Below are 15,769 nucleotides of genomic sequence, written 5' to 3'. Positions count from 1 at the left end.
TCCGCCTCCTCTCCACCGGAGCCTATCGCTTGCCGCTGCCGCGAAGCAAGTAACGGCCGTATTGGAATATCCGGTCGAGCGACTGCTTCCGGATATCCGGCTCGTCGAATTTCATCGGCTTCGCGTTAGCTTCGAAGAACCAGATGCTGCCGGATTGGTCAATTCCCAGATCCATCGACATCTCGGCATGATTCATGCCCGCGCCGCGTTCGATCTGCTTGGCGATGACCAGCGCCGCTTGTTTGGCTCTCGTATAAATCCTACGCGCAGCTTCTTGGCCAAATACGCTGACAAGCAGCTTCTCCGGATCCTCGATGCTTCCCCCGCGCGGTACGTGCGTCGTGATGCTGAGCGAACCGGCGACGCGCGCGCCGATGCCGGTGATGTCCCATTGGCCGCGGATGTTCTTCTGCGCGAGGACGCGCAGATCGAAGCGGCGGGTCTGGAACGAGGCAAGCGGGATGCCTTGCTGCGCGATATAGCGCTCCCCGGCGCTTTCTCGTTTCACCCGCGACCATAATTTGCCGATCGTATCGCAATTGTAAGCGATACTCTTGCGTTTGGCTTGAATTTGCAGCCGGAAGGGCAGCGTTTTCTCGGGACGGACTTTGATGGTCATAATGCCTTTGCCGGCTTTGCCGCTAACCGGCTTCAAGTAGAGATAAGGGTGCTCCCGCATCATCTCGCTGAGCGCTTCGCGGCTGTTCATGCGGCGCGTCGACGGGATATAGGAGCGGGTGGCAGGCGCTTCGCGCAGCCATTTGAAGAGCGTCCATTTGTTGAAAAAGAGCGGGTTGAATAGATGAACGTTCGGATGGTTCAGGCATGCTTCAAGCTTTCGTCTGACGGACGGCTGCAGTTCGTCCTCGCGGAGCGGGATCCGGTTGTAGATGAGATCGGGAAACGGGAACGTATGCGCGATCCACGTATCGGTCTTCTCATGGTACGTAAACCCGTTCAACTGCCGACGCGTCAGCTTCAATTGTTTCACCGTGACGACGTAGACGAGAAAGCCGTGCTCGCGGCCGGCGCGGATCAAATCCGCGAAGTTGCTCCGGTTGCCCCGGAACAGCTGGATATCGTCTTCGATCGTCAGGATGGCGAGCACGGGCTGCCTGCCTAAGATTTCCGCCTCCCCGGCATCCTGGAGTTCAAGCTCCATCGGCTATTCCCTCCCTTTGAAGCGGGCCAAGTAGAGGCAATGTTCGATGATATGCGAGTAGGAATCACGTCCTTGGCCGCGAAGCGCGGGATGCCCGAAGATGGAGCGGCCCGGCTTGGCGTTCGCTTCGAACATCCAGATATTGCCGTCCTTATCGATCCCGATATCCAAGCCAAGCTCGCCCAGCGTATGCGGGAAGTTGCGCTCGATGGCCTGACACAGCTTGATGGAAACCTTCTTTGCCTTCTCCAAAATCTCGCCCGAGCGGCTGCCGAACGTTTGGGTCAGCGCCTGATCAGGCGTCAGCAGCTGGCCGCCGTTCTTGATATGGGTCGTGACGCTACCTTTGCCGGCTTTCTTCGCGCCGATGCCGACGGGCACCCATTCGTTCTTGCCGTTCTTGTGCATGTGGAAGCGGAAGTCGATCGGGCAGCCGTCGATTTCGATCAGACGAATGCCTTGCTGGCACACGTACTGGCTGAGGTTCGCGCCATGGCGCCCTTGAAGCATCCGCATCAAAGAGTTGAATTGCGTAAAGCGCAGCAGCACGTTGCTGCCATTCTGGCGGTAGCGCGCGAAGTAGCCGCGGTTCGGATGGTACGTCAACCGGTAAATGCCGATGCCCAGGCTGCCCGCGGTCGGTTTGAAATAGACGAATTGATGACGCTCGAGCATCTCCTTGATTTTTTCCGGCTTCGGATGATTGACCGATTCGGGCAAATGCTCCAGCGCCTCAACGTCCTTGTCGAGCATTTTGTACACGTCGGACTTGTTGAAGAAGCTCCAGTTGAAGAACGGAATTTTATTTCGAATGAACCGCTCGCGCAGGTTGATGATCGGCGACGATACTTCCGCCCGGCGGCTCGGGAGCCGATTGTAGACTACGTCCGGCAGCGGCGCCGTTTTGCGGTACCAGCTGCCCTGCGCGTTCAAGAAATAGCCGTTGACGGTACCTTGCTGCCAATTAATATCGCGCGGGGTGAAGGCGAAGATATAGGCTTTGCTTTCGCCGGCGCGGATCAGCTGGCGGATATACCCGGTACGGCCGCCGAAAGGAGCGTTCGATGCGCGCACGCCCGAGTCGGTCAGAATGCCGACGAGCGGTCCGAGCTGCACCTCGCCTTCGGCCGCCTGCACGACCGAGATGCTGCCGGTCTTCGGCACGCGGATCGTTTGGCGTACGCCTGCGGATAAATAGACGTGATGGCCTTGCTTGCGGATCGGCTTGAGCGCGGCGGTGATCGATTCGCTGCCTAGCTTGAGCTGAACGTTCTTCTTGCCGGATAAGTTGAGCGATTTAAGGAGCGAACCCGACAAGTGGATGACTTTATCGTTATGCGGTGAAAAGTGGACGTGACACGATGTCAAACTCATGGATGAACCTCCTGGATGCATCCCCGATGATTTCGGGCTTGCTGGGTGTAGGTGTAGCCGCGTGTAGACCGATGAGGGAACGACGACATAATAGGCGACAATGCGGTACGACCGGTTCCGGCGCGCAGCAGGGCGGCTTGGAGCGGCCGCAGGACGGCGAGCCGGTAGATGACCGGTCTCCCGCGAAAGGACATGCGGCCGGGCTTGGCGTTCGCTTCGATCAGCCACAGCCGGCCGCTTGGTTCAAGGCCGAAATCGAGGCCCAGCTCGAAGAAACGGCCGAAGCGAAGCTCCAGCGCGCGCGCGGCGCGCAGACTGAGCCGCGCCGTCCGAAGCAGCAGCCGGCGCGCCGCCTCCGCGCCGAACCGGGCGGCGAGCACGGCCTCGGCATCTTTGGCTTCGCCGCCCCCGTGCAAATTGGACGTGATGCTGCCTGGCGCGCCTTCCCGCACCGCGATGCCGGTGACGCGCCAGCGGCCTCGTTCGTCCTTCTGCATCAGCGAGCGGATGTCGAAGCTCGCGCCGGCTTCGTTCCGAAGCGGCAAATACGGCTGCGCAATATAGGCGGCGCGAACGAAACGTTCGCACCAAGCCGCGCAGGATGCCGCGTCCGCGAACGAGCGCGCGATGTCCGCGTTCGCAAGCGTTCGCCCATGCGCCAGCCAGCCATCGGCGCGGGCGTGCAGCGCGACGGCGCCGCGTCCTTGGTACCCGGCGTCCGGCTTCAGGAACAAGCCGTCGGGGAAGCGGGCGATCAGCTTCCGCAGACCGGCGGCGCCCGTGTAAGCGTACGTGGGCGGCAGCGCCGGGCGAAGCCGGGGATCGGCCCGAAGCGCCTCGTAGACGGCGAGCTTGCCGGGAAGGGCGCCGTTCAGCGGCGCGAACGGCTTCAGAGCGGACACCTTCTCGAGCAGGTCGGCCTTGGCTCGCCGCTCGGCGGGATTCGCGCCGATGGCCCGGTCATAGATCAGATCGGGCAACGGGCAGCGCAGCAGCGCCCACTGGCCGTCTCGCAGGACGTAGCCGTTCCAATCCGTCCCCCTTATGGCGGCGATAGCCGGGTCCGCATGGACAACATAGACGTACAGGCCGAGTTCGGCGCCCATAAGGCACAGCTCGCGGCAGAACCGGTCCTCGGGCAGACGGCCGGGCGATTCATCGGGTTGCCCCGCGCTCGCGCGGGGAGGACTGGCGAGGATCGCCAATACGGGCGTCGCGTGGGCTCTCATCGGTGCTGCCTCCTAAGCGGCGGCGCGAAGCCGCTTCTAAAATTCGGCCAAATGCCGGGCGTAACGGATCAGATTGCGGACGGATGGGCGGATCTTCTGATCCGGCTGAAGCGGCGTGTTGTCGTTCTTGGAAGGCTTGGAGTTAACCTCCAGCAGCCACACCCGGCCGTTCGTATCGATCGCCAGATCGATGCCGAGCTCGCCGAAGTGGGCCGGTATATGCGTATCGATGCCCTGTGCGATGTCGAGCGCGGCGCGTTGAAGCCGCGCTGACGCGTCATGGCCTTGCGCGCTGCTCAGATTGGACTTGGCGACCGCCTCCTTGACCGTGCTGAGCGTGCCGCCACGGGCTAAGTTGGAGACGAAGTGATGGCTGCCCGCGGTACGGGCGACGATGGACGTCATCGACCATTTGCCTTGTTCGTTCTTCTGCACGAGCGCGCGGAAGTCGACGGGACGACCGCCGATATCGATCAGATGCAGACCTTGCTGGATTTGATAGCGGACCGACTTCATCTTGCCGGAGATGGAGGAGAATAGCTTCGCCAGGTTCGTAAAATGCTGCTTGCGGGTGCCTCCTACGTTGGCGTGATGGGCGACGAAATTCTCCTGATCGAGCCGCGTGATGCGGATGATGCCTTTGCCGAGACTGCCGCGGACGGGCTTAAGGAAGACGGTCGAATATTTGGAGCACATCGACTTGAGCATCGTGTAATTCCGCAGCACGTGCGACTCGGGCAAATATTTCACGAGCGCGCGGTCGCGTCCCAGCGCCTCGAACACTTCCGGCTTATCGAGAAACTTTTCGTTGAAGACGGAGGTGCCGTGGCGCAATTTTACTTCTCGGAAAAAATGTTGTACGCTGGGTTTGTTCTCCAGCTTGCGGGAGGTAAGCCGGTTGCTGATGACGTCGGCCGCGGGCACGGCGATCTTGCGCCAGCCGCCGGCGTAGACCCAGCCTTCCACATGCTGATGGCTGGACCCGATCCCCTCCGGGGTAAAGAAATAGACATGCGCGCCGTAGACGGCGCTGGCATCGACCAATTCTTTGCAGAACATCGTAATGGAACCAAACGGTTTTTCCGGCATGCTCGGATCGTCCCGGCTGATCAGCACGCCGATCAAGGGGCCAAGGGCAAGCACGGCGCCTACGCTGCGGTACTGCAGCCGAAGCTGACAGCCCGCCAGAATGCCCATGCGCCTGGCGAGGCTTTGGCTGATGCGCATGCCGTCGAATTTCTCGACCGCAACGACCTTAACGGGTTGGCGCATCGCGCCGAACTTGAGCGTGACCGGCTGGCCTTGCGGGATTTTCCACGGTTTCAAATAAGCATCGCCCAGCATGACCACGTCATCGGGCAGAATGCCCGGACTAGTCACTTGTACGGCGACTTTGGATTTCAGCATAGGAATCTCCTTCCACGCTGGGAATTGAGGGCGGGCAGCTAGCGGTCTTATGGGTGTTTATGCGAATTACTTCATCATATGAGGACAGATCACCCTTGGTGATTGGCGGAAGGCATGCGATTGCAGGGCGAATAAGCCTGTTTTTATAGAAGACGATTGGCTTGAAGGAGGAGGAGACGGACGATGAACGTGTACGACAAGGCGTACGACCTGGCTAAGGCGTTGACGGACGGCGAGGAGGCGAAGGCGCTCAAAGCGGCGCAAGCCGCCGTGGACGCCGATCCCGAGGCGAAGCGGCTCATGGACGATTTTCGCGAGCGCCAAGCCCAGCTTCAGCAGCAAATTATGGCGGGGGAAGAGCCGTCGGAGGATGTGATGGCCGGCTTGAGCGAGCAATACGAGAGCATTGCGCGTCATCCGCTGATCGGCCGGCTGTTCGACGCGGAGCGCCGGTTCAGCGCGGTATTCGATGACGTGAACCGCATTATTTCCGATGCGCTTCGTTCCGTGGCCGGCTAATCATAGGGTCGAGCCGATGAAAAAAGATAAGAGCCCGCAGAATCCGGCATGATGCCGGACTGCGGGCTCTTTGGGTTGTGCGCGCTATGCGGGTTATAAGAATTTGGGCTCGGTAGCAGAAGGGCTTGCTCCAGCCGAGGCGTTAGGAAAGGTCCGCGGACCGGCTTCTCTCCGCGGCGGAGTCTTGCTCGCGTCCGACGTCCTTGGCGCGCGCCACGTTCGGAATTCGGATCGTGATGACGACGCCGCGCTCCTCGTCGGATTCGATCGCGACCGTCCCGCGATACTGGGCAGCCCGCTCAACGACATTGCTGAGGCCGAGACCGGAGTGCTCGCCTTCCTTGGTCGTGTAGCCCGGCGTCACCATCGCTTTCTTCTGCGCGTCGGTCAGCACCGTTCCGCGATTGGCGACGGAGATGACCAGCGCGCCGCGCATGACGGACATTTCGAGCAGCACGAAGCGCTCTCCTGCAGGCAGGGCGAGGACGGCATCGAACGCGTTGTCGATCAGATTGCCGATCATGCGGACGAGGTCGATGCCCGTCACGGCGCCGAACGCGGTCGGGGCATCCTCGATCCGGTAATCGAACGCGATCCGCTTCGCGTCGGCGATAGCGAGCTTGGCTTCGACGAGCGCGGCCAGCGCGGGCGAAGGATGGTCGACGTGCGCGCGGTCCACCGTGCGGATTTCCTCGGCCACGCCGCTCATGTACTCGCGCAGCCGGTCCAGCTTGTTCATGGCGAGCATCGTATGCATCACCTGGACGTGGTTGATAAAGTCATGTCGTTGGCCGCGCACGGTGGCGAACAGCTGGTTCATCTCGTCGATATACGTCTTCTGCGTCGATTGAATCGCTTCCTCGCGGGTGCGGACGATGAGGCGGACCGTGTGGATGAAGACCATGCAGATGAGAACCAAGGGGATGAAAATCGCAATACCCAATCCGGCATCGTACGTGTTGTCGAAATACGTTTCAAAGATGTAAAAGCCGACGCATAGAAATTGAAATACGGATAAGACGATTAAGTAGAAGGTCGGTTTGCCACGCAGGCTGATGACAAAATGCATGGCTTGCTTCAAAGGTGCGAAGCCTTTACGTTTGAGATAGACGCTCATGCCGTACATCGTCAAGTGAATCGGAAAGCAAAACGCCATTTTGTAGTAAACCGGCCCATTAATAAAGGTTTCGAATGCAATGAAATTCGAGGCGATGAATATGGCCAATAAATCCGATAGCATAGCCAGCATGATAAAAAGAAGAACGAATAGAAAACGCAGCTTCAAGGTTTGTTTCGCGTAGGTCAGCGTGACCGAAAAAAACAGCGAGATGATAGCATTCACAAGGTGCAACGACGTCGGGAGTAGATTATACATGATTTCCATATAGGTCGTCGGTACGGCCGTTCCGATGACGAGGCGCCGCCAAGTCAAGGGCTGTTGCATGCCGAGCAGCGCATGGACGAGCCAGAAAATAGCGTAGGCTTGCGGAAGCGTAATGAAGAAAAACTCAAGCAGCGCATCGAATCGAGCGTAGGTCATGGTTGAAAAACTCCCTTGCTGGCGAAAAGTGTGACGTAACGTTCTTGCGAAAATCGCGATTCGCCTCGCGAACGCGCGGCGAGCGGAGGCGCTTCAACTGATAGCATGCGCTTTTTTTCTTGCGTCATGGCGCGCCACGTTAGGGATTCTGATCGTGATGACGACGCCGCGCTCCTCGCCCAAGTCATCTTCAAATGTTGGTACGATAGCTGCACAAAAGCAAGGGTGCTATGAATCCGTCATGTGTTTCCTTTTATCTGCTGCGCGCGCATCTTTGCGGTTTTTTAGTTTGGCTTTGGCTACATTGGGAATGCGAATCGTGATGACGACGCCTCGACTCTCGTCGGATTCGACGGCAACCGTACCGCGGTATGCGGCAGCGCGCTCAACCACGTTGCTTAGGCCAAGACCAGAGTGCTCGCCTGCTTTCGTCGTATAGCCGGGAGTCAGCATGGCGTTCATCTGCTCCTCCGTCAGGATGGTGCCGTGATTGGTGACCGAGATGATGAGCGCGCCGCGAATCGTAGTCATATCTAACAACACGTACCGTTCGCCGACGGGAATGGAGAGGACGGCGTCGAACGCGTTGTCGATCAAGTTGCCGATCATTCGCACGAGGTCGATGCTCGTCACGGAGCCGAAGGTTGCCGGGGCATCGTCGATCCGGTAATCGAACGAGATCCGTTTGGCGTCCGCAATCGCGATCTTGGCTTCGACGAGCGCGGCCAGCGCGGGCGACGGATGATCCACGTGCGCGCGGTCGACGTTGCGGATTTCTTCCGCGACGCCGTGCATGTATTCGCGCAGCCGATCCATTTTGTTCATCGCGAGCAGCGAGTGCATGACCTGTACATGGTTGATGAAGTCATGCCGCTGGCCTCGCACGGTGGCGAACATTTGATTCAGTTCCGAGATGTAGGTTTTTTGCGTGGACCGGATCGCTTCCTCTCGCGTCTTGATAATTTCGCGGATGGCCAATGCCAAGACCAGCACAATGAGAATAAGCGAGACGTACAGCGCCACTTCAAACCCGCTGTCAAAGACAGGGTCGACATAGTATTTGAGTATAAAATAGGAGATGCAAACGACTTGCATCACGGACAATAGCGTCAGGTAAAACGCTGGACGCCCCCTCAGGCTCATCAGGAACGCGATGAATCGCTTGAACGGCGACGTTTCTCTTCGCTGCAATCTGCGTCCTGCATAGAGCAGCACGCTGAATAGTACCCAATATACCAGGTACATGAGAAGAGGCGCGGTATCCCACATTTTGCTGTAATCGCCGCCTAATTTGGTATATATGATCAGAAAACCGGTGTCGAATAGGATGCCCATGAAGTTGAGAAGCGTCAAGATGAGCAATTTCATCTTGGCGGACTGTCTTCGGAAAACGAACCAAATTACCGTTAGACTGGTCGCCATTGAGTTTACTATATGAAGCGATGTTGGCAGCACGGCGAATAGAACGTCCACGTAAATGAGCGCGAAGATCCCGAGTAGCATCAGTCGGCGCCGAAGGATGGGCTGCCATATGCCCAGCAGGACGGCGGCAAAATACACATAAATGACGAATTGCGGATAGCTGATAATGAAAAACGTATAAATGCGATTAAGGACCTCGTCCAAATTTTGCATCGGTAGTCTGCCTCTCTTAGCTAGGCTGGAGCGTGTTAAGCTTATGTATAACCCTACTATACTCCTTACTTTATCGGCTTTCTGCTAAAATAGGAATCATTATTTGTCGTATTGTGAAAAAGGAGCGGGACCGATGGAAACAGACGATCGCGGCAATGTCGCGCATACGAAGCACGAGCGGATCATTCAATATATAACGAAGCTGAAAATCGGCACCCGTCTGTCCGTGCGCACGATGGCGGAAGAACTCGAAGTGAGCGAAGGAACGGCGTACAAAGCGATCAAGGAAGCGGAGGCGCTCGGACTCGTCAGCACGAAGGAGCGGATCGGCACGGTGCGGATCAACCGCAAAAACCGCGGCGCGGTCGAGCGGCTGACGTTCGCGGAAGTGGCGAACATCGTGGAGGGCGAGGTGTTCGGCGGGGCGTCGGGCCTTGAGAAGACGCTGCACAAATTCGTCATCGGCGCCATGGAGCTCGACGCCATGAGCCGCTATATCGACGCGGGCAGCCTGCTTATCGTCGGCAACCGGGACCGCGCGCACGGCATCGCGCTGGAGCACGGGGCGGGCGTGCTGATCACGGGCGGCTTCGGGACGAGCGAGGAGATGAAGCGGCTGGCGGACGAACGCGGACTGCCCGTCATTTCGTCCAAATTCGATACGTACACGGTCGCCTCGATGATCAACCGCGCGATGTACGACCGGCTGATTAAGCAGAAAATCATGCTGGTGGAGGACATCGTCACGTACAGCCGTCCGATCGAGACGATGCGCACGAACGAGACGAACCGGGATTTCCACGCCCTCGCGGCGCGGACCGGACGGTCGCGTTTTCCGGTGCTGGACGATCGCGGCCGCGTCGTCGGCATGATGACGATGAAGGATGCGGAAGGCGCGCCGGAGACGCAGACGGTGGACAAGCTGATGACGCGTCACCCCATCACGGCGGCACCGAACATTCCGATCGCGTCGGCGGCGCACACGATGGCGGCCGAGGGCATCGACCTGCTGCCGATCGTCGATAAGAACCGCAAGCTGCTCGCGACGTTGACGCGATCGGAGGTGCTGGACGCGATGCGATATGCCGGCAAGCAGCAGGAGTCGGGCGATACGTTCGAAGATTTGATCGGCGCGGGATTCATGAAGGCGGAGGGGACGGGAGAGGGTTGGATATTCCGGGGCAAAATTACGCCGCAGATGTCCGGCGCGCTCGGCGTCATCTCCGAAGGCGTGCTCGTGACGTTGATGGCGCAGGCGGCCCGCGGGCTGATCAGGGAGCTCGGCAAGCGCGATCACGGAATCGACAGCTTCAGCACGTATTTCATCCGTCCGCTGCAGTTGGAGAGCGAAGTGTCGATCGTGCCGAAGCTGCTCGAGATGAGCCGCAAAAACGCGAAGCTCGAGGTCGAGCTGTCCGATGCGAGCGGACTCGCCGCGAAGGCCATGCTAACCGCCCAGCTGATCGATCCGTTCTGACCGGCGCGGCGATTCGCCGTCGCTTCCTAACCGGAACAATAAAAAAAGGGTAGCCCGGGGCTACCCTTTCATCGAACGATAAACGCTGTGGTTGCGCAAGCCGGCGAACAGATTGAACAGCCCAATGATGATCAGCAGCGTGCTGACGATTACTTTGACGGTCGACCCGCTATACAACAGCAGGAAGAACAACGATAGCAGCATAAGCATGACGCCCATGCAGACGTTCATCAGCGAGGTGTTCAAGCCGCGAACGCGGGCATCGGACGACCGGCGCGCCTTGAAGCTGAAGGTAACCGAACAGACGGACACCGCGATGATGGCGATGATAAGCACCCAGTGGAGGGCAATTTCCATGACGAAGGGACAGCTCCTTTACGTGTAACATATTGCCTCTTATTGTACCATGAATCCAGCCGCTTGGCGAAACAAGCGGGGCCTGCGCTTCAGCCCGGCGACGGCTTGAGGACGCTCGCCTGGAACCATACCTGCAGGACGTTGTCGGAGACGAGCATCGTCTTGATTTCGATCGTATACGAGTTGCCGTAGATGCCGGTGAACACCTTGTCGTCGAGGAGCAACCGGGCGATTTTGGAATTGGTGCCGATATCGTAAATGCTTGTCCCGAGCAGGGCGTTCAAGTTCGCCCGGACGCGCTTCTTCAGCTCGGCTTTCGTCAACTCGTCGAAGACGATCGCTTCGCCCTCCGAATCTCGGGTGTCCTCTTGTAGCGGCAGGACGCTCTTGATGACGGAGTGCTTGTTCTTGAACTGTTTGAGCTCCTTCAGATCCACCTCGTACTGGGAAAGCTGCTGTTCCATGTCCGAATTGGCGTTCATGACCGCCTCGAAGTTCGCCGTGAAGATGGAATGATAGAAAATCGCGCCGACGATCGCGCCGACGACGAAGCTCGCCGCGCCTTGGGTAAGCACCGCGTAACGTTCGAACGGAGGAACGCGCATCGGTCAGGCCGCCCCCTTGCAGAGCCAGCGGATCAGCTCCGTGCCCATGTGCGCGCCGAGGAAGGCGCAGACGATGAAGGCGACTTGCTGCGCCACCGGGGACAGCTGGCCGTCGGACAGATTGCTCTCGATGACCCGGATCGGGTCGATGGAGCCGCCGATCGCCGCGACGACCGCCCATATTTTCAGGTTCGCGGCCGTCTTGAGCATCATCGTCGACGGGGGCATGAACAAGAAAGTCGCGCCGATGCCAGCCAGCATGGCGCCGCCGAACACGACGCCGAACGCCGTGAAGAAATCGATAAAGGCCAGCACGAGTACCGGATGTATATTGACCATGGCGCGCATTCGCCCCGCTTCGCTCGTAAATTATGGGGAGGCGTGTCCCCACTAGTCTCATTCTATGGCCGTTCGGGGCCGTAATATGTTAAACTAGTCGAAAAAGGACGCGAACACGTGTTTCGCGCTCGGGGAAGAAGGGGACGGCCATGAGCGCCGAGAACGAATTCGTGCATTTGCACGTTCATAGCGAATACAGCCTGTTGGACGGCGCGGCGCGCATCCGCGACCTGACCGCCCAGGCGGCGAAACTGGGCATGAAGGCGCTCGCCTTGACGGACCACGGCGTCATGTACGGGGCGATCGCGTTCTATAAGGCGTGCCGGGCGAACGGGATTAAGCCGATCATCGGCTGCGAAGTTTATTTGACGGCGGGGTCCAGGTTCGAGAAGGGTTCGCGGAAGGACAATCCGACCTACCATCTCATCTTGCTTGCCAAGAACGAAACGGGCTACAAGAACTTAATGAAGCTTTGCTCGATCGGCCAACTGGAGGGCTTTCATTATAAACCGCGCATCGATCACGAGGTGCTGGCGCAGTATTCGGAAGGGCTGGTATGCCTGAGCGCCTGCCTGAAAGGCGAAGTGTCTTGGCATCTGCTGCACGACCGGGACGACGAGGCGCTGCGGGCGGCGCTGCGGTATAAGGAGATTTTCGGCGAAGACTTTTATCTGGAACTGCAAGATCACGGACTGCTCGACCAGAAGAAGGTCGTCCGGCGGATGATCGAGCTGTCGAAGGAGACCGGCATTCCGCTGGCCGCCACGAACGACGTGCACTATCTCCGCCCGGACGATGCGGCCGTCCAAGACGTGCTCATTTGCATCGGGACGGGCAAGACGGTCGACGACGAGGATCGGATGCGCATGTTGACCGACCAGATGTATTTGAAGAGCGGGGACGAGATGGAGCAGCTGTTCCGTCAGGCGCCGGATGCGGTCGCGCGAACGGCCGAGATCGCGAAGAAGTGCAACCTGGAGCTGACGTTCGACCGGGCGCTGCTGCCTTCGTTCGGACCGCTTCCGCGGGGCATGGCAAGCGCATCCTATTTGGCGGTGCTGTGCGCGGAGGGGCTAGAGGCTCGTTACGCCGGCAAGCCCGAGTGGAATGAAGACCCCGGATTCAAGGCGGCTGCGGAGACGCGGTTGGCGTATGAGCTGTCCGTCATCGAGAAGATGGGGTTCAGCGATTACTTCCTGATCGTTTGGGACTTCATTCGGTTCGCGCACGAGCAGGGCATCCGGACCGGACCGGGACGAGGTTCTTCGGCAGGAAGTTTGGTTGCCTATACGCTGCGCATCACCGACGTCGATCCGCTCAAATATAAACTGCTTTTCGAGCGTTTCCTCAATCCCGAGCGGATCACGATGCCCGATATCGACATCGACTTCAACGACGAGCGCCGCGACGAGGTTATCGCTTACGTGTGCGCGAAGTACGGGGAGGAGCATGTCGCGCAGATCATCACGTTCGGGACGATGGCGGCGCGCGCCGCGGTGCGCGACGTCGGCCGGGCGATGAACGTGCCGTTCGCCGAGGTGGACCGCGCGGCGAAGCTCATTCCGGGACAGCTCGGCATGACGCTTGCCGAAGCGCTTCGGGTCAGCAACGATTTGCGCGAGGCGTCGGAGCGCCAGCCGAAGACGAAGGCGCTGATGGAGATGGCGCTGAAGGTCGAAGGGATGCCGCGGCACGCGTCGACCCATGCGGCCGGCGTCGTCATCTCGGGCAGTCCGCTTACCGACGTGGTACCGCTTCAGGCCGGCACGGAGCGAACCGCGTTGACGCAATACTCGATGGAGCATCTGGAATCCGTGGGCCTGCTCAAGATGGACTTTCTCGGCCTGCGCACGCTCTCGATCCTGGAGAGGGCGCTTGCCTGGGTGAAGAAACAGCATGGCATAACCGTCGATTTCCGGCATATTCCGGACAATGATCCGCCGACGTACGCGATGCTCGGCCGGGGCGATACGACCGGCATTTTCCAATTGGAATCGGCGGGCGTACGGCGCGTGCTGAAGGAGATGAAGCCGTCGGAATTCGAGGATATCGTCTCGGTGCTGGCGCTCTACCGTCCGGGTCCGATGGAGTTCATCCCGAAATATATCCAGGGCAAGCACGGCGCTATTAAGGTCGAATACCCGCATCCGTCGCTTGAACCGATCTTGGCGGATACGTACGGCATTATCGTCTACCAGGAGCAGATCATGCAGATCGCTTCGACGATGGCGGGCTTCTCGCTCGGCGAAGCCGACTTGCTGAGGCGTGCCGTGTCGAAGAAGAAACGCGAAGTGCTGGATGAGCAGCGCGCTCATTTTGTCGAAGGCAGTCTAAGCCAAGGCTATGCGCAGGAGGATGCTAACGCGGTATACGACATGATCGTGCGTTTCGCGGATTACGGGTTCCCCCGCGCCCACGCGGCGGCTTACGGCGTCCTCGCGTTCCAGACGGCGTGGCTGAAGGCGAATCACCCGGTGCCGTTCATGGCCTCTATGCTCGCGTCGGTGACGGGCAACCAGCACAAGGTGGCCGAATACGTGGACGAATGCCGACGGATGGGCATCGCGGTGCTGCCGCCTGACGTCAACGAGAGCGGCGTCTCGTTCACGCCGGTAGGCGAGGCGATTCGCTTCGGCCTGGCCGCGATCAAGAACGTCGGCGCCCAGGCGATCGATTCGATCATGAAGGAGCGGGCAGAGCGTCCGTTCGACAGTTTGGTCGATTTGTGCCGGCGGGTCGATCTTCGCGTCGTCAACAAGCGCGTGCTGGAATCGCTCGTGCAGGCGGGGGCGTGCGATGCGCTCGGCGGACACCGGGCGCAGCTGTTCGCGGCGCTCGACGAGACGGTGGAAGCCGCGGCGCGCTGGCGGAAGGACCGCGAGGAGCTGCAGATCGAGCTGTTCGGGTTCGACGAGGTGCAGAACTGGGACGTCACCTTGCCCGAGGTGCAGCCGTTCACGACCGGTCAGCAGCTGGCGCTCGAGCGCGAACTGCTGGGGCTCTATCTATCCGGCCATCCGCTCGATGATTATGAACGGACGCTGGAACCGCTTGGACTGGACCGGCTCGTCGATCTGGCGGAGGCGCCGGAAGGGGCGACTGCCCATATCGCGGGGATGGTCGTATCCGTCAAGCCGTTTACGACCAAGAAGGGGCAGTCGATGGCGTTCCTCGAGGTGGAGGATCGCATTCTGAAGGTCGAAGCGGTGGCATTTCCTTCGGTCTGGCAGCGTCAGTCCGCGCTGCTGCAGCCGGGCAATCTCGTGGTGCTGCAGGCGGGCGTCCAGCATCAGGAGGAGGATTTCAAGCTCATCCTGGAAGAGTCGGTGCCGCTTGCGCAAGCGGCGGCTTCGGGCCGGCTGGCGGACGACGTGAAGCGGCTGCAGCAGCGCGCGCGCGCCGGCCGGCGGGGCGGATTCGCCCGCGGCGGAGAATCGCCGCGAGCCTCCTCCCCCGGAGGAACGAAGCATGCGGGCGGCTCCGCACGCGTCAGTAACGCGCAGCCCGACGGCCCGCGCGCTCGTCAGGCGGCCGTCGGGCAGGGGCAGGACAATGACCATGCCCCGGTTCCGAACGGGCCGAGGACGGCGCCGACAGCCGCTCGGCAGGAAACAGCCGGCCTGCGGATGCCGGCTAATGACTCGCAGCCGCGGAAAGCCGCCCCGGCCGCTGCTCGCGACAGCGCCTCGCGCCCTAAGCGCGAGCAGCGCGTCTATATCAAAATTCCGGCCGGGCGGGAAGAACCCGGCGCGCTCGACCGGCTGAAAGCGCTGTTGGCGGCGAGCGCCGGTCCGCTGGAGACGGTGCTCTTCTACGAAGGCCGCCAGCAGACCGTCGCCCTCAGCGACGCTTACCGCGTCAAGCCTTCGCAGCCGCTGCTGCGGGAGATCGAAGCGCTGTTCGGGCATGGTTCCGCCGTCGTAAAATAACGATGGCGTTTTTTTTCATGCACAACAGGCCGCCCCTCCGCATACATTTAGGAAACACGGAGCCGGCTGTCCCGGACGCTCGTCCATCAGGCCCCCGGCTCCGGCAGTTCGCCGCTTGAACGCTCGACCGGTGGCGTTGCCAATAGGCGTCGCTAGACCTGCTGAGCGCGTACAAGCCGAAGCGGAGGGATGAATC

Annotated in this window: 12 protein-coding genes; 3 read left to right on the top strand and 9 right to left on the bottom strand. The window is 60.1% G+C overall.

What is annotated here, in order from left to right; genetic code table 11:
* Positions 1-22 precede the first annotated feature (22 nt).
* From BCM02_RS24940 to BCM02_RS24925, 4 genes are read right to left on the bottom strand one after another with little or no spacing between them, the layout of a single operon-like run.
* Positions 23-1,162, bottom strand: a complete 1,140-nt coding sequence (locus BCM02_RS24940) for a YheC/YheD family endospore coat-associated protein (protein WP_148931845.1) — start codon at positions 1,160-1,162, stop codon at positions 23-25.
* Positions 1,163-1,165: 3 nt separating this feature from the next.
* Positions 1,166-2,536 carry a YheC/YheD family endospore coat-associated protein gene (locus BCM02_RS24935; RefSeq protein ID WP_148931844.1) on the bottom strand — a complete coding sequence of 457 codons (1,371 nt, stop codon included), beginning with the start codon at positions 2,534-2,536 and terminating at the stop codon, positions 1,166-1,168.
* Complete coding sequence (locus BCM02_RS24930; RefSeq protein ID WP_148931843.1) at positions 2,533-3,765, bottom strand: YheC/YheD family endospore coat-associated protein; 1,233 nt, start codon at positions 3,763-3,765, stop codon at positions 2,533-2,535. The genes BCM02_RS24935 and BCM02_RS24930 overlap by 4 nt, the downstream gene beginning before the upstream one ends.
* A 36-nt stretch (positions 3,766-3,801) precedes the next feature.
* Complete coding sequence (locus tag BCM02_RS24925) at positions 3,802-5,172, bottom strand: YheC/YheD family endospore coat-associated protein (RefSeq protein WP_148931842.1); 1,371 nt, start codon at positions 5,170-5,172, stop codon at positions 3,802-3,804.
* A 183-nt stretch (positions 5,173-5,355) separates the two neighbouring features.
* Between BCM02_RS24925 and BCM02_RS24920 the strand changes: the two genes are divergently transcribed.
* The gene (locus tag BCM02_RS24920) at positions 5,356-5,691 is read left to right on the top strand and encodes a YlbF family regulator (RefSeq protein WP_148931841.1); all 336 of its coding nucleotides are present in this window, start codon (positions 5,356-5,358) and stop codon (positions 5,689-5,691) included.
* 142 nt (positions 5,692-5,833) lie between these two features.
* Here BCM02_RS24920 and BCM02_RS24915 read toward each other — a convergent pair whose 3' ends face one another.
* The gene (locus tag BCM02_RS24915; RefSeq protein WP_148931840.1) at positions 5,834-7,231 is read right to left on the bottom strand and encodes a sensor histidine kinase; all 1,398 of its coding nucleotides are present in this window, start codon (positions 7,229-7,231) and stop codon (positions 5,834-5,836) included.
* A gap of 228 nt (positions 7,232-7,459) precedes the next feature.
* Positions 7,460-8,866: a sensor histidine kinase gene (locus BCM02_RS24910; RefSeq protein WP_148931839.1), complete on the bottom strand. Its 1,407-nt coding sequence runs from the start codon at positions 8,864-8,866 to the stop codon at positions 7,460-7,462.
* A 133-nt stretch (positions 8,867-8,999) separates the two neighbouring features.
* On the opposite strand from BCM02_RS24910, the gene BCM02_RS24905 reads away from it, so the two are divergent.
* A complete protein-coding gene (locus BCM02_RS24905; protein WP_148931838.1) occupies positions 9,000-10,343 on the top strand; it encodes a DRTGG domain-containing protein in 1,344 nt (447 codons plus the stop codon).
* 60 nt (positions 10,344-10,403) lie between these two features.
* Here BCM02_RS24905 and BCM02_RS24900 read toward each other — a convergent pair whose 3' ends face one another.
* The 3 genes from BCM02_RS24900 to BCM02_RS24890 all read right to left on the bottom strand — a co-directional run bounded on the left by BCM02_RS24900 (position 10,404) and on the right by BCM02_RS24890 (position 11,644).
* The gene (locus tag BCM02_RS24900; protein WP_148931837.1) at positions 10,404-10,700 is read right to left on the bottom strand and encodes a YtpI family protein; all 297 of its coding nucleotides are present in this window, start codon (positions 10,698-10,700) and stop codon (positions 10,404-10,406) included.
* A gap of 89 nt (positions 10,701-10,789) precedes the next feature.
* Complete coding sequence (locus BCM02_RS24895; RefSeq protein WP_148931836.1) at positions 10,790-11,305, bottom strand: sporulation membrane protein YtrI; 516 nt, start codon at positions 11,303-11,305, stop codon at positions 10,790-10,792.
* A 3-nt stretch (positions 11,306-11,308) separates the two neighbouring features.
* Positions 11,309-11,644: a YtrH family sporulation protein gene (locus BCM02_RS24890; protein WP_148931835.1), complete on the bottom strand. Its 336-nt coding sequence runs from the start codon at positions 11,642-11,644 to the stop codon at positions 11,309-11,311.
* A 149-nt stretch (positions 11,645-11,793) separates the two neighbouring features.
* Here BCM02_RS24890 and BCM02_RS24885 point away from each other — a divergent pair, with 149 nt between their 5' ends.
* Positions 11,794-15,573 carry a DNA polymerase III subunit alpha gene (locus BCM02_RS24885; RefSeq protein WP_148931834.1) on the top strand — a complete coding sequence of 1,260 codons (3,780 nt, stop codon included), beginning with the start codon at positions 11,794-11,796 and terminating at the stop codon, positions 15,571-15,573.
* The last annotated feature ends 196 nt before the right edge of the window (positions 15,574-15,769 follow it).

Source organism: Paenibacillus methanolicus (assembly GCF_008124765.1).
Taxonomy (GTDB): domain Bacteria; phylum Bacillota; class Bacilli; order Paenibacillales; family Paenibacillaceae; genus Paenibacillus_Z; species Paenibacillus_Z methanolicus.
The sequence above is the reverse complement of the archived record's forward strand: the minus strand, read 5'-3'. Positions and strand labels throughout refer to the sequence as shown.